The 20573-nt window shown below is 51.0% G+C and carries 19 protein-coding genes and 1 pseudogene; 8 read left to right on the top strand and 12 right to left on the bottom strand.

Annotated features, from left to right (window positions below; translation table 11 throughout):
• Positions 1-624: 624 nt before the first annotated feature.
• The 4 genes from JCM23214_RS08930 to JCM23214_RS08910 all read right to left on the bottom strand — a co-directional run bounded on the left by JCM23214_RS08930 (position 625) and on the right by JCM23214_RS08910 (position 4504).
• The gene (locus tag JCM23214_RS08930; protein ID WP_025898649.1) at positions 625-2184 is read right to left on the bottom strand and encodes a long-chain-fatty-acid--CoA ligase; all 1560 of its coding nucleotides are present in this window, start codon (positions 2182-2184) and stop codon (positions 625-627) included.
• Between the two features lie 75 nt (positions 2185-2259).
• A complete protein-coding gene (locus JCM23214_RS08925) occupies positions 2260-3486 on the bottom strand; it encodes a multidrug effflux MFS transporter (protein WP_148301818.1) in 1227 nt (408 codons plus the stop codon).
• A gap of 144 nt (positions 3487-3630) precedes the next feature.
• A complete protein-coding gene (locus tag JCM23214_RS08920; protein WP_025898647.1) occupies positions 3631-4095 on the bottom strand; it encodes a nuclear transport factor 2 family protein in 465 nt (154 codons plus the stop codon).
• 217 nt (positions 4096-4312) lie between these two features.
• Positions 4313-4504, bottom strand: coding sequence for a hypothetical protein (locus JCM23214_RS08910; protein WP_025898646.1), 192 nt, complete (start codon positions 4502-4504; stop codon positions 4313-4315).
• A 228-nt stretch (positions 4505-4732) separates the two neighbouring features.
• On the opposite strand from JCM23214_RS08910, the gene JCM23214_RS08905 reads away from it, so the two are divergent.
• Positions 4733-5299 carry a TetR family transcriptional regulator gene (locus JCM23214_RS08905; RefSeq protein ID WP_025898645.1) on the top strand — a complete coding sequence of 189 codons (567 nt, stop codon included), beginning with the start codon at positions 4733-4735 and terminating at the stop codon, positions 5297-5299.
• Between the two features lie 93 nt (positions 5300-5392).
• Positions 5393-7069: a tetratricopeptide repeat protein gene (locus tag JCM23214_RS08900; RefSeq protein ID WP_025898644.1), complete on the top strand. Its 1677-nt coding sequence runs from the start codon at positions 5393-5395 to the stop codon at positions 7067-7069.
• On the opposite strand, the gene JCM23214_RS08895 is transcribed toward JCM23214_RS08900, so the two are convergent.
• The 3 genes from JCM23214_RS08895 to JCM23214_RS08885 all read right to left on the bottom strand — a co-directional run bounded on the left by JCM23214_RS08895 (position 7066) and on the right by JCM23214_RS08885 (position 9338).
• Positions 7066-7818, bottom strand: coding sequence for an RES family NAD+ phosphorylase (locus JCM23214_RS08895; RefSeq protein WP_037493199.1), 753 nt, complete (start codon positions 7816-7818; stop codon positions 7066-7068). The genes JCM23214_RS08900 and JCM23214_RS08895 overlap by 4 nt on opposite strands.
• Positions 7778-8161, bottom strand: coding sequence for an MbcA/ParS/Xre antitoxin family protein (locus tag JCM23214_RS08890; RefSeq protein WP_025898642.1), 384 nt, complete (start codon positions 8159-8161; stop codon positions 7778-7780). The genes JCM23214_RS08895 and JCM23214_RS08890 overlap by 41 nt, the downstream gene beginning before the upstream one ends.
• A gap of 70 nt (positions 8162-8231) precedes the next feature.
• A complete protein-coding gene (locus JCM23214_RS08885) occupies positions 8232-9338 on the bottom strand; it encodes a DUF2855 family protein (RefSeq protein ID WP_025898641.1) in 1107 nt (368 codons plus the stop codon).
• Positions 9339-9701: 363 nt separating this feature from the next.
• On the opposite strand from JCM23214_RS08885, the gene JCM23214_RS22355 reads away from it, so the two are divergent.
• The 4 genes from JCM23214_RS22355 to JCM23214_RS19900 all read left to right on the top strand — a co-directional run bounded on the left by JCM23214_RS22355 (position 9702) and on the right by JCM23214_RS19900 (position 12924).
• Complete coding sequence (locus tag JCM23214_RS22355; protein ID WP_148301817.1) at positions 9702-10265, top strand: TAXI family TRAP transporter solute-binding subunit; 564 nt, start codon at positions 9702-9704, stop codon at positions 10263-10265.
• A gap of 11 nt (positions 10266-10276) precedes the next feature.
• Positions 10277-10864 carry a TAXI family TRAP transporter solute-binding subunit gene (locus tag JCM23214_RS22350; RefSeq protein WP_051548106.1) on the top strand — a complete coding sequence of 196 codons (588 nt, stop codon included), beginning with the start codon at positions 10277-10279 and terminating at the stop codon, positions 10862-10864.
• A 123-nt stretch (positions 10865-10987) separates the two neighbouring features.
• Complete coding sequence (locus JCM23214_RS23320; RefSeq protein ID WP_148301816.1) at positions 10988-11644, top strand: hypothetical protein; 657 nt, start codon at positions 10988-10990, stop codon at positions 11642-11644.
• A 47-nt stretch (positions 11645-11691) separates the two neighbouring features.
• The gene (locus tag JCM23214_RS19900) at positions 11692-12924 is read left to right on the top strand and encodes a TRAP transporter permease (protein WP_234397687.1); all 1233 of its coding nucleotides are present in this window, start codon (positions 11692-11694) and stop codon (positions 12922-12924) included.
• A 129-nt stretch (positions 12925-13053) separates the two neighbouring features.
• Here the strand turns inward: JCM23214_RS19900 and JCM23214_RS08870 are convergent, their stop codons facing one another.
• From JCM23214_RS08870 to JCM23214_RS26605, 4 genes are all read right to left on the bottom strand, one after another.
• Positions 13054-13893 carry an isocitrate lyase/PEP mutase family protein gene (locus JCM23214_RS08870; RefSeq protein ID WP_148301871.1) on the bottom strand — a complete coding sequence of 280 codons (840 nt, stop codon included), beginning with the start codon at positions 13891-13893 and terminating at the stop codon, positions 13054-13056.
• A 156-nt stretch (positions 13894-14049) separates the two neighbouring features.
• Positions 14050-14424: a VOC family protein gene (locus JCM23214_RS08865; protein WP_025898639.1), complete on the bottom strand. Its 375-nt coding sequence runs from the start codon at positions 14422-14424 to the stop codon at positions 14050-14052.
• Between the two features lie 474 nt (positions 14425-14898).
• Positions 14899-15636 (bottom strand): ImmA/IrrE family metallo-endopeptidase, encoded by a 738-nt coding sequence (locus JCM23214_RS19895; RefSeq protein WP_199899453.1) that lies wholly within the window; start codon positions 15634-15636, stop codon positions 14899-14901.
• 215 nt (positions 15637-15851) lie between these two features.
• Positions 15852-16118, bottom strand: coding sequence for a helix-turn-helix domain-containing protein (locus JCM23214_RS26605; RefSeq protein ID WP_051548105.1), 267 nt, complete (start codon positions 16116-16118; stop codon positions 15852-15854).
• A 180-nt stretch (positions 16119-16298) separates the two neighbouring features.
• Between JCM23214_RS26605 and JCM23214_RS08850 the strand changes: the two genes are divergently transcribed.
• Both JCM23214_RS08850 and JCM23214_RS08845 read left to right on the top strand, forming a co-directional pair.
• Entirely contained in the window at positions 16299-17237 is a 939-nt protein-coding gene (locus JCM23214_RS08850) for a hypothetical protein (protein ID WP_025898638.1), read from the top strand.
• Positions 17238-17299: 62 nt separating this feature from the next.
• Positions 17300-17557 carry a hypothetical protein gene (locus tag JCM23214_RS08845; protein WP_025898637.1) on the top strand — a complete coding sequence of 86 codons (258 nt, stop codon included), beginning with the start codon at positions 17300-17302 and terminating at the stop codon, positions 17555-17557.
• A gap of 288 nt (positions 17558-17845) precedes the next feature.
• On the opposite strand, the pseudogene JCM23214_RS25375 reads toward JCM23214_RS08845, so the two are convergent.
• Positions 17846-20505 (bottom strand): annotated as a pseudogene (locus JCM23214_RS25375) (valine--tRNA ligase).
• Between the last annotated feature and the right edge of the window lie 68 nt (positions 20506-20573).

The raw sequence follows: 20573 nt of genomic DNA, 5'->3' as shown, positions 1-20573 counted from the left end.
CGTGCACAATCGCTCATCGCGTGCGTTTCACTAATTAATTTTTGTACTTCTGGAAAACTTCTGGACTGAATTTCACTTCTGAAATCTAATATGCGCAGTATCCCTCTTTTCCCCTGCATTTCTCAAGTGAAACTCACATTCATCGGGCACATTTTGTTGATTTAGGACGAAATTTGGTTAATGAACATGGTTAATAAAAAGTAAAAGTTGCATTCGGTTTTGAGTTGTAATTTTTAGTTGTAGAATCTCGAATATTCCCGCCTGTAGCTTTACGAATCAAAGCGAATCTCGCAGTTTTTAAGACTTTATGGCTTCCTAGTCCTCACAAACATGAGAACTATTCAGTGTAAAAGTCTGATTTTATTTGATTAAAAGCGGTCGCTTGCATCGCATTGGAAGCATCAAAAAGCCTTAACAGCGCCGATTAATCAGGTTTTTTAATAAAAACCTAATAAATTTCACAAAAATTAACCTGTTGTTAACGATAAAGCCCGATGCTGGATCTTCATCAATGCGGATTGATGGAAATACGCATCTCCAAAAAGCAGCGAAGATAACCCCTTCGCTGCTTTTTTTTTGTAACGCTCTATGGTGGTGCTTCAGCCTGCTTTTCACAGAGATTTTTCAGCTAACCGCCTTCTCCTGCTCCGCCCAGTAGGGTTTGCGAAGTTCAGTTTTGAGGATCTTTCCTGCCCCGGACAATGGCAGCGGATCTTTGGTAAATTCAACGCTGCGCGGGCATTTGAAACCGGCAATCAATGTATGCGCAAACTCGATGATATCCGCCTCGCTCACTTCAGCCCCCTCTTCCAGGCGAACAACTGCGTGAACCTGTTCCCCCCATTTCTGATGAGGAATACCAATTACGGCACATTCAACAACCGCCTCATGCTGATAGATGGCATTTTCCACTTCCGCTGAATAGACGTTTTCCCCGCCGGAAATGATCATGTCCTTGACCCTGTCTACAATATAGACGAAGCCCTGTTCATCCATGTAACCGCCATCGCCTGTGTGCATCCACCCGCCTTTAAGGGCCTCGGCCGTCTGCTCGGGTTTGTTCCAGTATCCCAACATGACATTGTCGCCGCGCACACAGACCTGACCGACAGTCCCTGGCGCCACTTCCCTGTCATCATCATCGAATATTTTCACTTCCACCGAATAGGCCGCCCGACCTGCAGATTTGAAACGCCCCGCATTTGGCCCGCTAAGCACGTGATATTCTGGCCCCGTATAGGTCACCAGCGGCGCACATTCTGTTTGCCCATAAGCATGGGTGAACCCGCATCCGGGCAACTCCTCAAGCGCTTTCACAATAACCGCTTCTGGCATGGGGGACGCGCCATAAACAATATTTTTCAGGCTTCTCAGATCAAAATCGCGTACTCTGGGATGATTAACCAGCATATTGACCATGGTTGGTACCAGAAGCGTTTCAGTGATCCCGTGATTTTCAATGGCCTGCAATGTCAGCTCTGGTGTGAAGCCGGGGATGAACACATGACGGCTCATCCCCATCACGGCGGCAAAAACAGCGGCCCCGTCAGCGATATGAAACATGGGCGCCGCATGCAGCCAAACGCTTTCTTCGGTGAACCCATAGGCTGGCATGGAATTCAGCGTATTAACGACAAGATTGTTATGACTGAGCATCACCCCTTTGGAAACCCCCGTGGTCCCGCCCGTGTAAAAAAGCCCGGCCAGATCATCCCCGTGCCGCCCGGCATCCTCTACCGCCGCAGCCTCTGCTATGAGGTCTTCATAATTCAAAAGCCCCTCTGGGGTCTCCTTATCCCCAATATATATCACTGTCCTCAGGCCTTTGACCAGATTACGAAGCTCAGCAACCGCAGGTGCAAACGCATCATCCACCAGCAGAATTTCTGAACCACTATCGTTAAGCCAATAGGCAAATTCAGGGACAGCAAGTCGCGTATTTACCGGTACAAACACACCGCCCGCCCAAGGGGTCGCGTAATAAAACTCAAGATACCGATCCGAGTTTTGCGCCAAAATGGCGACTCTCTCGCCATCTGTGACCCCAAGCTCTCTCAGTGCACCGGCAAATTTCTGGACGCGATGGCGAAACTCGGAATAGGTCCTGGTACGATCGCCAAATATGGTCGCAATGGCATCCGCTTTTGTTTGTGCTGCCCGCTCCAGTAGCTGTGAAATTCGCATGAACATCTCCCCCTGTCATTTGTCTTTTCTCCAGTATCCGAAAAATCGAATATAGGTAAAGCACAAAGATACCGATCAGGCGAGAACGCGGTCTCCGCGGTGGGCCCACCACTGTCCAAACGCAAATGAAAATAGCGAAATTGCACAACACCCAAACACAGTTAGCAAAAGCGGCATGGATGTATCAGGAAAGACTGTAAACAGACTGCCCACGATCAAAGTTGCAAGCGAGCCAAAGCCGATTTGCATAAATCCGGCAAGCCCGGACGCTGCCCCAACACGTGCAGGATCCGCTCCAATGGCTGACGCCATCCCTGAAGAGACGCAAAATCCGTTGCCAAAAGCAATCACCGACATCATGGCAATAAATGTGAAATGAGTGTGTTCCGCTGTATAGCCATAGAAAACCATCATGCTCGCACCTGAAAGGCACAGCACCGTTCCAAGCGCAATTAACCGGTTTACCCCAAATCGGGTGCTGAGGCGGGCTGTCAAATAATTTCCTAAAATATAAAAGGCTGATACTTCCACGAAATAGAGACCAAGCTCACTCGCCGTCGCCCCCATCAGATCGATCAGCACATAAGATGACCCACCCAGAAAAGCAAAATACGCAGACGTACTGAACGCAACCATAAAGGCATAGGCGTTAAATTTTGCGTTTCCTAAAAGATATCCGAATGATTTGATCATCCCTTTGAAATGTGTCGTCTGACGCCGGTTTACCGGCAGGGTTTCCTGCAAGGATCGGCTGACCACCAGCAGCACCAGCGTGCCCATGACCACAACAAAAACATAACTGCTGCGCCAACCGTAGAAATCTTCCAGCACACCGCCCAATGCCGGGCCCAGTGTCGGCGCCAGAACAATCGCCATGGTCATATAAGCGATAACCGAAGTCGCCTGTTCAGCGCTGTATTTATCGCGCACCATGGCCCGTCCCATAACCATTCCTGCGCAGCCACCAAAGGCTTGCACGATACGTCCAACCAGTAACATCTCAACGGATTGCGCCAACAGACATAAAACACTGCCCACGACAAATCCGCTCAATCCAAAATAGATAATGGGCAAACGACCAAACCGGTCCGACAACGGGCCATAAATCAGCTGTGCGATCGCCACCGCGGCCAGATAAAAGGTCAGCGTAAGCTGCGCGGTAGCATAATCTGTTTCAAAGGCAACCTGATAGGATGAGATGGACGGCAGGATAATATTCATTCCTGTCGGACCACACATACTGATCAGGATCAGCGCGAAAATCATCATTCGCGGCATCGCCGATTGTCGAGTTTCTTGCATGAAAATAACCAAATGGGGACTGTTACAAATGAAACCTACTTCGGAAATTGATTGAAATCAATCAATCCTCCCCATTTTCATACAAAAGTGTGAGCCTGCTCAACATTTACTCAGATAAACCCGTCCTGTTTTCACGGCAAACGGCTACAGCCCTAACTCTGACAGCTCAGGATGCGTATCCGGCCGTCGTCCTTGAGGCCAGAAGAATTTTCGCTCGGTCTCATCAATGGCAAGATCATTAATACTGGCAATGCGTCGCTGCATTAATCCGTTTGCTGCAAATTCCCAGTTTTCATTGCCGTAGGATCGGAACCATTGTCCATTTTCCGCATGCCATTCATAAGCAAAGCGAACCGCGATCCGGTTTCCCTCAAACGCCCAAAGCTCCTTGATCAATCGATAATTTTGCTCGCACTGCCACTTACTGGTCAGAAACGCTTCTATCTGTGCGCGCCCCGTTAAAAACTGCGACCGGTTGCGCCACAGACTATCTGGCGTATAGGCCTGCGCTACTTTGGCGGGGTTGCGACTGTTCCAGCCATCTTCTGCGGCCCGAACTTTCTCTAATGCACTGTCGCGATCAAATGGTGGAAGGGGTGGACGGCTCATAACTGCCCTCCTTGCAAAAGGAACAGGTCACAAAACTGGAAAATACTGAATTTCATGATTGGGGGTATCCTGAAATAAAAGATGAAACAAAAAGGGAGGCGCCGGCCATCTGCTAGGGGAGCCAGATGACCGGCATAGTGCCGCAATCCGGGAATACAAAAGCGCGGCACCTGAATTAGGTGATGGGGGCGCACCACCTAAAATACAAATACGCAACTCAACGACTGACAGAAGTCCACTCATAAAGTGCGGTGGGATGAAGTGATACATAACCGGTATCTGAAAATTCACTTGCATCAACTCGCACACCGCTTGCCAGCACGATCAGAACAAGCGCTGTCGTTCCCGCATGCGAATACAATCGCGCCCATAGCTGTTTTGACAGGGTAAATTTCATCAGCTTTTTCATAGCTCTTCTCCAAGCATTAGGCGCCACATGCGCCGGAACAAAACTTTACTGATCGGTACACTTCAATATATGTACAGATCGGTACACCATGTCAATGCTTTTATCAAAAAAATTTCAAATACGCGCTATCTTGATGAAATTGCTTGAGTAATTTCTCGCAATCAACTTGACCTTCACTCTGAAAAATCACATATTAAGTTTACCGATCAGTTATCAAAGAGAATCGAGATGAGACCGACTAAACGCGACGAACTGGTCCAAAAAGCTCTGAAAGCTTTTTACCAGAACGGCTTTACAGCAACGGGAATGGACATGCTTGTCAAAGAAACCGGCATCTCCAAAACCTCCATGTACAAGCATTTTCGCACCAAGGAAGATTTGATCCTGGCTGTGCTGCGCCTTCGGGATGAACAGTTCAGAAACTGGCTTTTCCGCCGGATGGAGGAACTCGCCGATACGCCAGCGGGACAACTTCTGGCCATGTTTGATGCGCTTGGCGAATGGTTTTCCGAAGATGGCTATAAGGGCTGCATGTTCATCAAAGCGTCTTCTGAATTTCAGGACAGGGACCATCCAATACACAAGCAGTCCGCTGAACATAAACGAATTCTGGAAACGCATATCACCCGGCTCGCAACCGATGCCCAGCTTGCAAATCCGGCCCTTGTGGCGCGCCAACTCCTCCTGCTCAAAGAAGGGGCGATTGTAACCGCGCATCTTGCCCATACTGAAGCTCCGGCTGCAGATGCGAAAGTCGCGGCGGCGCAACTCATGGCAGCAAACGCTTCTGTCTGATTTTGGGGCGGGCACGCCTGCCCGCTCAAAAAATTGAACTGGACAACCACGCGCTGAATTCCCTACCCTGTCAAAAACAACCGAGTTAAACAAATGGGATCAAACGGGGCCATGGCAGTTTACCGCTTTATCATTCTTGGCATTATGGTCACGCTGCTCTCAGGCTGTGTCACCCCACAAACCTTTTTTGGACGGGCCGCCTATTCTCCCGTCAAGCAGACAGTTTATCCCCCTTCTGTCTCTCCTGCTTTAAAAGCTGAAGATCTGGCCGATTGCAATAGCTCACAATGCCTGCTCTCACTGGCGAAAACGCAAAATCTGCAAACGAACAAATTTGAAAAAATGATCGCCAAAACGGGCTTTGCCACCACACATGTGTTGATGGGCGAAGATGACGCGGCCATTTCCCTCGTTGACAGCATCGACAATGAATCCGTGCGCAATATTTTCTACAGCAACTTTGGCGCAATCGATAAGGACCGGATTGTCAAATTCCTTGTCGACACCCAGCGATGGGAAAATGTTGATCTACCCCTGCCCGCGAGTCTTCTCGGCCGTAACGAAGACTATGATACCCTTTATGCCTTCTTTCTGGCTCTGGGTGGGGATATGGAAGGTTCCGCTCGCCTCGCCAAAACTCTGAAAAAGCCTGATAATAGAAACCGGGTGAATTATCTTCTGGCCTTGCGCTCGCTCGAGAAAAAGAATTTCGACAGTGCGCTTCACTATGCAAGACAAATTGAAGGGCGTATGACCTCAGCAACCAAGCCTTCCCGGCAAAGGCTCTATATCTTTATCTATCAGTCCATGTATCTTTCCGGCGATAAAGAGCGGGCGCTCGATGCGGCTGAAAATACGGTCTTTTTATCCGATAAGGATGCCATTCGCGCTGGCATCTCTATAGCTCTTGTAAAGCTGGACTCACTGGATGCTGCTCTTAAAATGATACAGGGCCTGTATAACCCGATGATGCGCGAAATTGCCTATTCCAATATTCTCAACCTGTTTGCCCGCAAAGGCGAGCTTGACCAGATTCAACTGGTTCTGCGCCATATGCCAGCAGCATCGCGAAACAAACTCAAATATGCGGGAATTGTTGCAAAACTGGCATCCAATGGCCACCTACCGCAGGCGGAAGACTTCCTGCAGGATATTCCCAATGACGTAGAAACAATTTACGCCCTCTCAGAAATGGGGAAATACACAGGGGACAGCAGTTATTTTCAACAATCCCTTCTGCTGGCAAAAGAACTACAGGACAGACAGGACAGCGACCTGATGCGCGGCACCATATCGCTGGCAGGAAACATGGCGCAGGCTGGTTTTTTTGAGGAATCAGTAAAAACACTTCACCTGTATAAAAAACCGATTTACCGAAAAATCTCACGCGAATTGATATTCAAATCCCTCTTCAAATCGCCAGATACCCCCAAAGACTACAAAACCCTTCTCGATTTTGCAGAGCAGAATCTGAATGCGTCCAAACCTGACGAATATAACCAGATCCTGAAAAACACGACCAAACTGATGCTGGTCAATCACGCTGATCTGGCAGGAATTAACCGCTACCTGAAACTCGTTGATCGCATTGAAAACCGGTTCAATCGCGAAAACCTTTATGGGCGGATCCTGCCCCATCTGGCCTATCTGGGGGAGCAGCAAAAAGCCAACCAGATCATTATGGACATGACACATACCATGCCCCGCATCAATGCCCTGCTCCGCCTCGCCGAATTTCACATCCTTAAAAAGAAACTCAACACTATTTAGGCCAATACATCCAGCCTCGGGTCCTGAAAGTCGGATCGGGTGAATTCACGCGCGGCAGGCGGGAAATCACATACAGCCTGCGCTTTGTGCGGGCCAATGCGCACCTGCCAGCTTTGCCGCTCCAGCGGCGCTGGATGTGCGAAAGTTGCCCCTTTAAGTACCGCCACATTAACACCGGCACGGGCGCGAACGGACCGATAGCGAATGGCATCTGCATCCGCACTGCGGGCCACCTCAGCCAATTGCTGACAGGCTTCATACTGCACCGGATCACACCAGAACTCCTGATCCCGGCTCAGTGGCGGCTGGCTCAAATCAACAAGTCTCTCGCTTTTCACAGATACAGAAAAAGCCGTGTAATCGGCCGCATTTTCAGGTGGTGTAACCTCTGGGCTCTCCGCGTAAAACAGAAACCGGTAGAAAACCAGCTCACAAAGGGCAGTTTCAACCTGCTCTGCCGCGTAAAACACACCAGCGGTCCGCCCGGCCCGACGAAAACGCGATCCTTTGGGATAGACGGAGCCATATCGAAAGGGCGTCGCCAACAGGTAATCCAGATGCCGGCAATCAGGCGGCAGGATCGGCTTGCTCCGTTCGATAATATCTTCCAGCAGCGCTTGCTCCTGCAGGTCATCCACCAGCTTTAAGGTCGATACTCGATGTTGCGCTTCAACCAGTCGCCAAAGCCGCCCCTCATACCGCCGATATTCAGAGGACAGCGCGTCTGCTGTCCAGATAGGCAATGACATCCATCAATCCTGAAATGCTGGTAATGCGGTTTTTAGGCTGGTCCCCGAGCACTGTATTTTCACTGTTCATCCAGTCTTTAGCGGCCCGTCCATCGCCGCCAACTATGGCATCAAGGGAGCGAAAAACCCGGATCAGCAGCACAGCAAGTTCAAACTCCTTGCTGCTTTCCTGCACCATAAATGCACCTTTTTTCATGCGGGAAATTGTCGGCTCTGACACTCCCAGCACCTGACTGAGGGTCTTTGCCGTCAGTCCAAGGCGATCGGCCGATCTCAATACCGCCTTGGTCACAACGGCCGCCTTATCGGCTGCCCTCTCATTTGCACTCGGTTTATAGGTCATGATTATTTCTACAGAAATATTTTATATCAATAATTACTACATAAATAATCATGACCCTAAAATCAAGTCATCACAACCGAATTATAAGCGACTCTGCCGGATTTACCTGCCCCGCGACCAGCTCTTCATAGGCTTTCGCGGCTGCGGCTGCGCCTTCAATAACCCTGATCTGTGTGAGCGACGGTGCCATCTCGATAAAACTGTCCCATGCGGCGCCAAGGCGTGCCTGCAAAACGCCACCACCCCATTCTTCACTTCTCTGCTTGATCCGCCCGGGCGCAAAAAAAGGTGCAATGGGGGCGCCGGGCAAATCTCTTGCCGGACGGCTCTTGTCCCAATGGGAAATTCCCACAAGACAACTGAATTTCAGATTATCCTCAAAATGCCGATGAATGGCGTTAATCACATCTCCGTTCCCGGCCATGTCAATCAACGCAGTTGCGCTATCTTTGGCAAGACCAGTAACTTCCTCATAGGCGATCACATCCGCATATAATCCGGTCTCTTTCACATAATCCAAATTCCCGCGCGACGTCACACCGATGAGCCGCGGCACATTTTCGAACTGATCAAAACAGCGGGCGGTCATCATCGCCGTCTTGCTTGATGCACTGCAGATCAAAATCTGTTCGGCACCGTAAAATCCGGCTTCATCGAACTGATCGCAAATCATATAACCGGTTACAAGCAACGGGCGAAAAACCGGCCACAAATCTTTCTCGGACGCTTTCACATCTTCCTCGGAGCGCACCCGATTATACTGGTTATATACCGGCGCCAGTTTCAAGCGATGTGGCATTTCATCATGCAAGGATGCCGCGCTTATTCTGCTCGGCTTCATCACCAGATGGCTGGCCATCGGAAAAAAGCCGTACAACTCTTCACCCACGGCAACCTCGTCATGGGCGGAGCGAACAACTTCTGCAAAACCCCAGATGGGCAGTTGCCCCACCGCGCTGTCCTCATGCGGAAAAAACGCCCAGTATCCGGGCATATCGGTCCAGCTCCCGAACGACTTTCCAAGGGTTGCATAAGTCACATTATTGGCGGTCAGCGCAAAGCGTTTGATGGCAACTTCAATCTCCCCCGCCTGCAGCTTGGCCTCGCTCAATCCCTCCAGCACAAGTCCCGATTTAATATTATCTTTGTCAATGGCATAGCTCCAGCGACCCTTCATCGCAGCCTCCCCTTTCCGGTTTTGTTTTCTTTGTTTTTCCTTGAAAGAATACTCTACCCCATCACCCCCCGCCCGTCATGCGAGATTTGTCACACCAGTCCCGTTTTTACAGAGAAGCTTGCTCGGCTTAGCTCAGCACACTTCTTATTCGGCTCAAAAATACGTAAATTATGACCCGAATATCCTCTGCATTCGGATCACGGCTTGCTTCAAGCGGCGCTACAATCGATCCTCGATGACCGAAACGTGAAATATAATACAATTTACAGGATTGATCCGGAGAGTAGAATATGTGATCCTCAACTCGCGGGTCGGCCCATAAACAAAAATATTGCCGAACCCATATGGGAGGAAATAACAAAAATGAAAACCAGTCTATTTCACGCCACCATTGTATCCATCGCCATCGCAGGGCTGACATCTGTTGCATCCGCGGCCGATATCAATCTGCCCGGCACGCTTGTCTCGACCGCTTATAACACCGGGACCAGCGGCTATAACCAGATGGTCGGTGTTGGCAGTGTTCTGAAAAACAAATATGGCGTCAATCTGCGCGTAATTCCAGGCAAGAATGACGTCTCACGTCTGTCACCTCTTAAAACGGGTGTCGCACAATTCTCTGCAACCGGCTCTGACAGCATTTACGCGCAGGAAGGCGTTTATGTCTTTGGAACCGATAAATGGGGTCCACAGCCCATTCGCCTTCTGCTGCACAATCTGGCAGATGGCTGCGCAGCCTCACTGGTGACAGCCAAGGATGCGAATATCAAGACCGTTGCTGATCTGAAAGGTCGCAAAGTGGCCTGGATCCGTGGCACCGCTTCACTTAATCAGGCCATGCTGGCCTATCTGTCCTATGCTGACATGACATGGGATGATGTGGAAAAAGTGGAAATTGGTGGCTATGGCGCTCCATCGATGCGCTGATCAATGGGGATGTGGATGCCTTGATCGGGGCAACTTTCTCCAGCACGATGCTGAAAATCGACGCATCTCCGCGCGGTCTTTACCACCCACCGGCACCCCATGCGGATGATGCAGCCTGGGATCGGCTGAACAGCATTGTGCCTTGGTATTATCGTCATAAATGCCTGCAGGGTCCGGGTGTTCCCGAAGGCGGATATGAAGGCGTTGGTACAGGCTATCCAATCCTTGTCAGCAACACCGACGTGTCCGAAGACGTCGCCTACAACATGACTAAAGCCATGTATGTGCATTTTGATGACTATAAAGACAGTGCACCGGGCGCCAATGGCTGGGCGTGGGAGCGGCAAAAACTGGAATCTTCCTTTATGCCATTTCATGAAGGGTCCGTCCGCTACTACAAAGAAGCCGGAAAATGGAGCGATGCGGCCGAGGCCAATCAGCAGAAAAACCTGAAACGTCAGGAAATTCTGCAAAAAGCCTGGAAAGAGTTTACCGCTGATGCTCCCTCAGATGATGAGGACTTTAAAAACGGCTGGGCCAAAGCGCGGGCATCCGCACTGGAAGCAGCCGGCATGATTGCGGTTTTCCAGAACTGGTAAATCCTGCCCGGCGGGGGATGAGCTTCATCCCCCGCCCCTCTCGCATTCTGGCCGCTCTTGCATTCTGAAATAGCTGTGCGGGCCCGGCCCATCCTCTGAGATCCCGCTTGAGAGACCCTTGTCATGTCCCAAACAGATACACTGCAAACCCAAACTGACGATATCGAAGACCTTGAAACCCTGCGCTATCGGCGCCTGCCAGCACGCTGGATGGCAATCTGCCTCGCGCTGACGACCCTTACAATCCTGCTGGCTGTCAATCAGGTTTTCAATCTAGGCTTCTTTAAAATGACCTTCGGCATGGTACTGGTGACCAACCGCTATATGTACCTGCTGGCGGGTGTCATGATCGCCATGCTGTTCCTGATCATGCCTGCGGTTAAATCCGCGCCCAAAACCCGCGTGCCCTGGTATGATGCCCTGCTTTTTGTCCTGACCCTCGTGCTGACGGCCTATTTTGTCTATTTCGCCGAGGATATTCTGGATGAAGCGTGGGAGTTCAATCCGCCCGAACACGGGCTCTATGTCTCTCTCTTCCTGTGGGCCATTGTGCTTGAAGCCGGACGGCGCGCGGGCGGAATTGCGGTCTTTATCATTGTCGGGGTTCTCTCACTCTATCCCGTTTATGCGGGCATGATGCCTGATGTCATTTCCGGCGTCAGCAGGCCGTTCCTGCTCACCGGGGCCTTTCACATGTTCTCCGAAGAAAGTCTGCTGGGGATTCCCATGAAAGCCTTCTCCTCGCTTGTGTTTGGCTTTCTGCTCTTCGGCGTTGCCTGATCTATACGGGCGCGGGACAGTTTTTCATCAATCTCGCCTTCGCCCTGATGGGGCATGTTCGCGGCGGTCCGGCCAAGGTTGCCATATTCTCAAGCGGCCTTTTCGGCTCCATGAGCGGCGGCCCGGTCACAAATGTGCTGACCACTGGCGCCCTTACAATCCCGGCGATGAAAAGCATTGGCGTTCGCCCCAAAACCGCCGCCGCGATTGAGGCTTGCGCCTCAACAGGCGGGGTGATGATGCCGCCCATCATGGGGGCCACCGCCTTCATCATGGCCGATTTTCTGGGTGTACGGTATATTGACGTGGCGCTGGCTGCGGCTATCCCCTCCCTGCTCTATTATCTGGGCCTGTTCATTCAGATCGATGCCTATGCGGCGGAAAATAAACTCTCCGGCCTGCCCAAAGAACAGCTCATCACCCTGCGTCAGGTGTTCAAGGAAGGCTGGTATTACATTGCCGTGTTCGTCTTTCTGGTTTGGATGCTGATTTTCCTCAAACGCGAGTCCCATGCGCCTTATTACGCGACCATACTGCTTTTGGTGATCAATCAGTTTAACGCCAAGCACCGTCTTAGCCTGCAGCGTTTCAAGGAACTGCTCTTTGCTGCGGGTGGTCTGCTGGCGGAACTGGCCGGTCTGCTGGCTGCTGTCGGCCTGATTGTCGGCGCACTGCAGGTCACGGGCATGACCGGCACGCTCACCAATGACCTTGTCTATCTGGCAGGTGAAAACCAGTTTGCCCTGCTGATCATGGGGGCGGCCACCAGTTTTGTTCTGGGAATTGGCATGACGGTTACGGCCGCCTATATTTTCCTTGCAATCATTCTCGCTCCGGCGCTGATTGCCAGTGGCCTTGATCCCATGTCAGTGCATATGTTCCTGCTCTATTGGGGTATGCTCAGCTTTATCACACCGCCTGTGGCTCTCGCGGCCTTTGCTGCGGCCTCGGTTTCCAATTGCAAGCCGATGGAAACCGGTGTTGAAGCCATGCGCATCGGCTCGATCATTTACTTCATTCCCTTCTTCTTTGTCTTTAACCCGGCATTTCTGGGCAATGGCAGCGCCATTGAAGTGATTGTCGTCTGCGCCACCGCGGTTATCGGGATCTTCCTCATCTCCGCAGCGTTGCAGGGCTATCTGGTCTGGGTCGGCTCCCTAACGGGTCATCTGTTCAGCCTGCCCTCTCGGGCATTATTGCTGATCGGCGGCCTGCTGCTGGCCCTGCCCGGCGGTGGTATCCTGCCCTTCACACACTGGCAGCTCGCGATCATTGCCTGATCACAACGGGCACCGGCCTGTGCCTGAACCTGCTGGGCCGGCGGCAGATTATCGCCTGAGCAGGCCTTTCAAAACGCACCCTCTAACACTACTCAACTGTTGGAGGGTGCGCCCCCATACGGGCAGCTTCTATGTCTTCAGACGGTCCCCCTCCGATATCAAGCGATCCAGCTCTGAAAAGGAGGCGGCTTCATCAAATGCCGCAAACTCTCCCTCTTCGAAACTCTGCCGCACTGCCGTCAGCATGGCACCATAGGCAACCCGCGCCAGTGCGGATCCGGCGCTGATCCGTTTCACTCCTGCCATGGCAAGCTCTTTTGCGCTCACACCCGAAAGCCCGATCCCGCGCACCACATTCACTGGGGCCTCAACCGACGCGCATAATTTTGAAATCGCAGCAAGGTCAGGCAATCCCGGCGCATATAGCACGTCCGCCCCGACCGCCTGATACCCCAGAAGACGTTTGAGCGTATCGTCAAAATCGGGCCTGTTAAACAGATAATTCTCGGCGCGTGCACACAGCATGAAATTCTCATCCAGCTTTTTTGCAGCCTCCACTCCGGCGGCAATCCGCTCAATCGCCAGCGACCGGTCATAAATCGGATTATCGGGATCACCGGTTGTATCTTCAATGGTGCAACCGGCAAGCCCTGCCTCAATTGCAAGCTCTATGGTCTCGGCCACATCTTCGGGGCGATGCCCATAGCCATTTTCCAGATCCGCGCTCACCGGCAAATGCGTTGCTTCGACCATCTCCCGCGCATGGGCAATCGCCGCCTCTCGCGGAATTAACCCAACCGCACTGGTCAATCCCTTCGCGAACGCATAACCAGCACTGGTGGTCGCCAAAGCCTCCGCCCCCAACGCCGTCAGCATCTTGGCAGAACCCACATCCCACGGGTTATGCAGAATGAAAACCCCATCCCGCTCATGCAGGGCGCGAAATTTCTTGCTCTTAACTGGCTGCATTTCCATGTGACCCCCGCCTTAAGTGTTCTTATTTTGTTCTTTTTAGCAAATTGCGTTATACTGATCAAGCACAGAAAAATCTAATCTCTATTTCCCGTCCCAAAGCATTAACTGCCTTCTCTGAAGGTTATAACTTGCGAAAAGCGTTCTGCTTACCTATTCAGGTGTCAAAGAACTCACGTCGATTACCGTGCCTTCAGGGTCGCGAATTAACATCCTGCGCTGGCCATAAAACATGTCTGTAGGCGGTTGAATAATATCGGCCTGCATTTCTTGCGCTGTCTCGTAACATTTAACGACGTCCTCCACGACAAACGTAACAATCACACCTGTGGGTTTGGCCGAGACTTCGTTAGGTACTGTCTCATGAAAGCGATCCAGAAATCCGAACTCTAAAGATGGGATGTCCTCGTGTGTAAGGATAATGAACCATCCGAAATCTGCATGCCGTTTCATTCCGAGTAGTTGTTCATAAAAAGAGGCGGTTACGTGTGGGCTATCACACAGAATATTTGTGAAACTCCTTTGCATCGGCATTTGTCCTATAGTTACAAAAGCTGACTCTCGCAATAATATCAAGGCTTGTCAAAGAAGGTTCGGGATTATCCTTCTCTTCAAATTCAACTAATGACTGCTAATTGCACAAAGCAAACGTTAGGCACCAAAATAAATTTCACTTAGAACGACCATTTGCTGCCATTCACCAACAAATAGCGATCAGCATGCACTTCTTGGAGTAAACGTGCAAAGACAAGACATTTTATTGGGATTGTTGCTAGTTATCAATCGCTTGAGAAACAACTTTCTGCTTGGCGAAAAAGCACGTTTTGCATTCGCAGGCCAACTAGAGAACTTCCTTCACGCTAATCGCGTGTTGATGTTTGCAATCCCTTTGTGGGACAAACCTTAAGCACGCACCATTATGATGGTGCGGCCCGGAACAGTCATTTTCTTAGAAAATGACCACTGCAGTGTAGCTCTCCAATGCGGAAGCTCACCAACTATCTATCTCCCGTGCGCGAATTTTGGTGTCCACCGCTCGCGCAGATTCTCGTCCTCGTCATCTTCTTCGTATGGGTCGTCCGGCAACTCCTCGCTTGAAAGTACCGTCAGAGTCAGTCCATAGCTGCCGAGCCCTACAACTTCTTCATCAAGAGAAACGCTTGATGGCCCCTGAAACCAGTACGACAAGTCAGTCTCTGCACAAGCAGATTTTCCGGCTCGAACGTTTGTATCGTCAGCATTGAACTCCCGAGTCGCTGATAGAGGCAGCAGATCTCCTTTACGTAGGAATTTACGCACCCCAAGAGCTTTGAAACTCTCAGACAAAAATCCGTAACAAACGTTTGCACCCTGACTGACAATCACGGCCATCGGGTAAGGATCACATTCTGTCGCTCGAATAGCCGCAGACGTTAGCGAAGTTTCGGCATGAAGTGACAGGACGGTAATACCCGACATTCCTACGTTCTCACCTAACAGCACGTCTCTAGCCAAATGGGTGGGCATCAGAAGACCTGACGCAAAGTGATCGGCTTCCAGTTCGATCGACGAGTTGCCTTGCGTGAAACCAGCGCGAGACGCATGAAATCCGTCAGAATTTTGAATCTCCTCAGGATGACCGTCTAAGAAATAATGCCCAAGTTCATGCGCGACTGTGAACCGTTGGAAGCCTTTACTTCGGACTCTGGTCGAATAGATGATCCCGACTTCATTTCCACGGATGACGATGCAACCGCTCACACCATCCATCTCCGGGTCTTTGGCCTCGATGACAATATCTTCGCGTTTAGCGATAGCGAGGGGTCGATAGGGAACTTGCTAAACCCAAACTCTTTGGCGATCTGCTCACCACGTTGACGTGCCATCTTTAGCCGAAACTTAGTCACCCGGCTCATCCCTTCGACGTTTGGCTAGCGTATCAATCATGGCTTGTATAGCATCTCGATCAGAAGCACTTAAGTTTTCCTCGTTCCGAAAAGCGGTTGTAGCACCTTGCATGCTATTGGCGCGCCCGAGAAGGTAGTCCGACGATACCTCAAGGGCTTTTGCCAAGCGCGGATGTTTGCGAATGATGGTTTCCTCCGGCCAGCTTCAAAGTGACCAATGGCAGCGGGTTGGAGCCCTGACACCTTGGCTAATTCAGTTTGGTTTAGGTCGCGCTTCTCACGCGCAGCTTTAAGCCGTGCACCGAATACATCCTCGCCTTCAGACAGATTTGACATGACGTTTCCGTTTGTGTTATTACTACGATATAGTAGGAATTTTTAAGCGGTCTTCGGGCCTTTTTCTTTGGCGAAGCATCCTACGGTTTCGTCAATATTAATATGACGTTCAGCGCATCCGGTCAAGAGAAAAGTGGATCATGCGGATTAGCCAGAATCGTCTAAGCACAAGGAAAAAACATGTTTATTCGCAAAAAACGCATCCGCAGCCTGTCAGCCTATATCAGCAATATTCCGATCGGTGCGGAATTCCACCCGGTCGTCGAATTGGACGAAGCAAGCCTGAAGAAGCTGCCCCGCATCGGGTTCTCAACCGAACCCGCGTCAGGGGATACGATTCTTCCCAATGTCGTTGGGCCGATCAGCCGCTTCAACACTGATGGCAAATGGCAGATACATCGCGACCAGCCAAAGGAAAAGCGCTACATTCGTACAGTTCGGTGGACTTGGAAACAATGGGCGGGGCGTGGGCAGTATGAAGAGCATGAGGATTTTCGCGACATTTACCGCAGGTGTTATCCACGGTCACTCATACCAGTTCCCGGCGTCGAACTGACTTACATTGAAAAAGACGATAAAATCCTTATTGTGGCACCGGCCCTTCGCAATCTCGATAAACAGCACCCCGATGTGTTACACTCGGTCAATTTGCTTTTGGAACTGTTCGGAGTATGCGAACTGGTCAAAGCTGACCTTGGCTCCTTCTCGAACATCAAAGTGAAGCGTTTGAATTGGCAACTACTTCCCCCTGGGAAGTACCCTTGGGTGCGCCTCAAAGGGCATCTCGATGAAGTGCTTAAACGTATGTCTGAAAATACACAAAGTGTAATCTTTGATCGGCAAGAAACTATTTTGTCCTTCAATCCGGACGAACAATTCGTTGGCAAAGGCGGCTTTTCGGACTACATCTCTTACGTCTTCAAAGATAGGGGACTGGTTGTGCTTGAGAGTATCCGCAAGGGTAACGCAATTTATGTCTTTGGCCTCGATTGGGATCGATTTTCGAAGCTGACGAAATCTGAAATCATCAATGCCAATCTTCATCTGGCCAGATTGGTCCATACGAAAGGTTGGAAGACAAAAATTGCGCAATTGTTGGACGACCGGAAAACCGCTTAATCCTTTCAGCCCGGCATGTCTGCCGGGCTATCCTCCTCTCTCCAACAGAAGGAAATACTTCAATGGCTAAGAAACCAAAATCAGAAACCACCGGAAAGCGGGCCGCGTCGTCTGCAGCCAAAACCCTCCGGAACCCTAAAGCTAGCAAAGCAGCAAAATCAGCCGCAGGATCGGCACTGACGCAAGTACGGAGCAAAGAAATCACAAGTAAGAAGGCCGCTAGCGCCGCAGCGAAAACACTACGTAATCCGAATGCATCAAAAGCTGCTAAATCGGCGGCTGGATCCGCGCTGACGCAACGCCCTAATCGCAAAAAATAGAGAGGTTAAGTATCCTCAATCTTTATTGCCGAAGTATGAACAAGTACCAGTAGCTAAGGTCTGCTTTGCGGTTCGCCGAGGCTGGTGTTGCTTGTGCATAGAAAGTCCGCTTCCCGCCCCGCGCACCGATTTACCGGTTTTGTTTTTACACTAAGACCACAAAGCCTGTAAAAACGAAAACACCCCAAGAACTTGGCGTTCAAGGGGTGTTCAGTCAGTAGTAGGCTTACATGGATTTTACTCTATTCTCAGTGAGCCTCCGGCCTTTTCATCTAAAAACTGCAGGCCTTAAAGCTCTGCCAGTCGCGCTGCGGCTTCTTTCAATTTCGCAAGTTTGATTTCGGCTTCGCTGAGTTTGTCGCGCTCGCCCTGCACCACGGCTTCAGGCGCGCTTGAGACAAATTTTTCATTGGACAGCTTTTTGTTCAGGCCCGTCATATAACCTTCCAACTTGCCAATTTCCTTGGCCAGACGCGCTTTTTCAGCATCCAGATCCATGGCACCGGCAAGTGCAAGAGCGACAGTTGCACCATCATGCACAAACTGCAACGCGCCTTTGGGAAGCTCCGCATCAACCGACCTGCTCTCCAGCCGGGCAAGACGGGAAATCACTTCCCAATGTCTCTCCAACCGGCCTTTATGCAGATCGCTTGCCTCATTAAAGATCAGCGGGATTTTCGCGCCGGCCGGAACATTCATTTCCGACCTGACGGCCCGAATTCCTGTCACCAGCTTGCACCCATTCCAGTTCAGCATCCGCGTCTGCATCAACCGCCTCTTCTGGATAAACGGGCCAGTTGGCAACAATCAGATCGCTACTTCGCGTCGCTGCTACAGATTGCCACAACTCTTCGGTGACAAATGGCATAAACGGATGCAGGATTTTCAAAATCTGATCAAGAACCATGCGGCTGTCGCGCGAGTCTCTGCTTTGGCGCTTTCATCTTCGCCCTGAAACGGAATTTTCGCAAGCTCAAGATACCAGTCGCAGAACACGTTCCAGGTGAAAGAATAAATCGCGTTTGACGCATCGTTAAACCGATACCCGTCGCGCTTGCCTTCAAGTGCTTCGCGCACGGCCGCCTCGCATTTGGCAACTTCACCCACGATCCAGCGGTTCGTCGGATCTTTTACAGAAAAGGCGTCAAAGCCGTCAGGCACACGGCATTCATTCATTTCACAGAACCGCGCCGCATTCCAAAGCTTGGTTGTAAAATTGCGATAGCCCTCAACGCGTTGCTCCGACAGGCGGACATCCCGCCCCTGCGCCGCACTGGCAGAGAGGAAAAACCGAAGCGCGTCGGCCCCGTATTTGTCGACAAGATCAAGCGGATCAACCACATTCCCCTTGGACTTGGACATTTTCGCCCCATGCTCATCCCGCACAAGCGCATGAATATACACGGTATGGAACGGTGGCTCGTCATCCATGAAATGCAGCCCCATCATCATCATCCGGGCGACCCAGAAGAAAATGATATCAAACGCAGTGATCAACACATCTGTCTGATAATGTTTTTCAAGCTCCGGTGTTTTATCAGGCCAGCCCAATGTGGAAAACGGCCAAAGCGCGGATGAAAACCAGGTATCCAGAACGTCTTCATCCTGGGTCAGTGAAACCTCTTCACCGTAATGGGCATTGGCCGCAGCCAATGCCTCCTCTTCGCTCTCTTCAACGAAGATCATCCCATCGGGGCCAAACCACGCGGGTATGCGATGCCCCCACCAAAGCTGGCGTGAAATACACCAGGGCTGGATATTGCGCATCCAGTCATAATAGGTATTGGTCCATTTTGACGGTACGAACTTGGTTCGCCCGCTTTCAACGGCGCGAATGGCTGGCTGAGCCAGAGTGGCTGCATCCGCAAACCACTGATCCGTCAGAAATGGCTCGATCACCACACCGGATCGATCCCCATAGGGCACCATATGCGTATGGTCCTCGATTTTCTCCAGAAGGCCGAGGCTTTCAATATGGTCGACGATTTTCTTGCGCGCTTCAAAACGGTCCATACCGCGATAGTCCTCTGGCACTTCATCATTCAGACACGCGTTGATATCCATGATATTGATCACATCAAGCCAGCACGCTTGCCAACCTCAAAGTCATTGAAATCATGGGCTGGTGTGATTTTAACGGCACCTGATCCCTGCTCTGGGTCCGCATATTCATCCGCAACGATCGGAATTTTCCGCCCGACAATCGGCAGGATGACATTCTTGCCGATCAGATCGCGATAGCGCTCATCCTCGGGATGGACCGCCACACCCGTATCGCCAAGCATGGTTTCTGGCCGGGTTGTGGCAACCACGATATATTTCCCCTCTTCCCCTTCGATGGGATAGCGGAAATGCCACATATGGCTGTTCACTTCTTTCTGTTCGACTTCCAGATCGGAAATGGCGGTGTGGAACTTCGGATCCCAGTTCACTAACCGTTTGTCACGATAGATCAGACCCTCTTTATAAAGCTGCACAAAAACCTTGCGCACAGCCTTTGACAGCCCCTCATCCATGGTAAAGCGTTCGCGCTCCCAATCACAGGAGGCGCCCAAACGATGCAACTGCCCGACGATGGAGCCGCCGGATTTCTCCTTCCACTCCCAGATTTTTTCAATGAACTTGTCGCGTCCCAAATCGTGCCGGGTGATCCCCTGCTCGGCAAGCTGTCGCTCCACAACCATCTGCGTGGCAATCCCCGCATGATCGGTGCCCGGCTGCCACAGAACATCCTTGCCGCGCATGCGTTCAAATCGCACCAGAATATCCTGCAATGTATTATTGAGCGCATGGCCCATATGCAGGCTACCGGTTACATTTGGCGGCGGAATGACGATGGTAAACGCATCCTCGCTGTCATTGCGCCCACAGGCAAATGCCCCGCTCTCCATCCATTTGGAATAGAGTTTTCCTTCGACCTCCTGCGGTCGATAAGATTTATCCAGCATTGCTGAATCCCTCTTTTATAAAGTTACTAAATTTAATGTGAAGAGGGGCGCAAAGCGCCCCGGGAAGT

Origin of the sequence: Sneathiella glossodoripedis JCM 23214, assembly GCF_000616095.1 — a bacterium.
Taxonomy (GTDB): domain Bacteria; phylum Pseudomonadota; class Alphaproteobacteria; order Sneathiellales; family Sneathiellaceae; genus Sneathiella; species Sneathiella glossodoripedis.
The sequence above is the reverse complement of the archived record's forward strand: the minus strand, read 5'-3'. Positions and strand labels throughout refer to the sequence as shown.

What these genes read in the sequence shown, in the direction of transcription:
- JCM23214_RS08865 (WP_025898639.1), bottom strand. Translation starts at nt 14,424, where the DNA reads ATGCAAAGGAGTTTCACAAATATTCTGTGTGATAGCCCACACGTAACC.
- JCM23214_RS08845 (WP_025898637.1), top strand. Translation starts at nt 17,300, where the DNA reads ATGGCTAAGAAACCAAAATCAGAAACCACCGGAAAGCGGGCCGCGTCG.
- JCM23214_RS08920 (WP_025898647.1), bottom strand. Translation starts at nt 4,095, where the DNA reads ATGAGCCGTCCACCCCTTCCACCATTTGATCGCGACAGTGCATTAGAG.
- JCM23214_RS08905 (WP_025898645.1), top strand. Translation starts at nt 4,733, where the DNA reads ATGAGACCGACTAAACGCGACGAACTGGTCCAAAAAGCTCTGAAAGCT.
- JCM23214_RS08885 (WP_025898641.1), bottom strand. Translation starts at nt 9,338, where the DNA reads ATGAAGGGTCGCTGGAGCTATGCCATTGACAAAGATAATATTAAATCG.
- JCM23214_RS22355 (WP_148301817.1), top strand. Translation starts at nt 9,702, where the DNA reads ATGAAAACCAGTCTATTTCACGCCACCATTGTATCCATCGCCATCGCA.
- JCM23214_RS08910 (WP_025898646.1), bottom strand. Translation starts at nt 4,504, where the DNA reads ATGAAAAAGCTGATGAAATTTACCCTGTCAAAACAGCTATGGGCGCGA.
- JCM23214_RS23320 (WP_148301816.1), top strand. Translation starts at nt 10,988, where the DNA reads ATGTCCCAAACAGATACACTGCAAACCCAAACTGACGATATCGAAGAC.
- JCM23214_RS08900 (WP_025898644.1), top strand. Translation starts at nt 5,393, where the DNA reads ATGGGATCAAACGGGGCCATGGCAGTTTACCGCTTTATCATTCTTGGC.
- JCM23214_RS08895 (WP_037493199.1), bottom strand. Translation starts at nt 7,818, where the DNA reads ATGTCATTGCCTATCTGGACAGCAGACGCGCTGTCCTCTGAATATCGG.
- JCM23214_RS08925 (WP_148301818.1), bottom strand. Translation starts at nt 3,486, where the DNA reads ATGCAAGAAACTCGACAATCGGCGATGCCGCGAATGATGATTTTCGCG.
- JCM23214_RS08890 (WP_025898642.1), bottom strand. Translation starts at nt 8,161, where the DNA reads ATGACCTATAAACCGAGTGCAAATGAGAGGGCAGCCGATAAGGCGGCC.
- JCM23214_RS08870 (WP_148301871.1), bottom strand. Translation starts at nt 13,893, where the DNA reads ATGCAGCCAGTTAAGAGCAAGAAATTTCGCGCCCTGCATGAGCGGGAT.
- JCM23214_RS26605 (WP_051548105.1), bottom strand. Translation starts at nt 16,118, where the DNA reads ATGTCAAATCTGTCTGAAGGCGAGGATGTATTCGGTGCACGGCTTAAA.
- JCM23214_RS08930 (WP_025898649.1), bottom strand. Translation starts at nt 2,184, where the DNA reads ATGCGAATTTCACAGCTACTGGAGCGGGCAGCACAAACAAAAGCGGAT.
- JCM23214_RS19900 (WP_234397687.1), top strand. Translation starts at nt 11,692, where the DNA reads ATGGGGCATGTTCGCGGCGGTCCGGCCAAGGTTGCCATATTCTCAAGC.
- JCM23214_RS08850 (WP_025898638.1), top strand. Translation starts at nt 16,299, where the DNA reads ATGTTTATTCGCAAAAAACGCATCCGCAGCCTGTCAGCCTATATCAGC.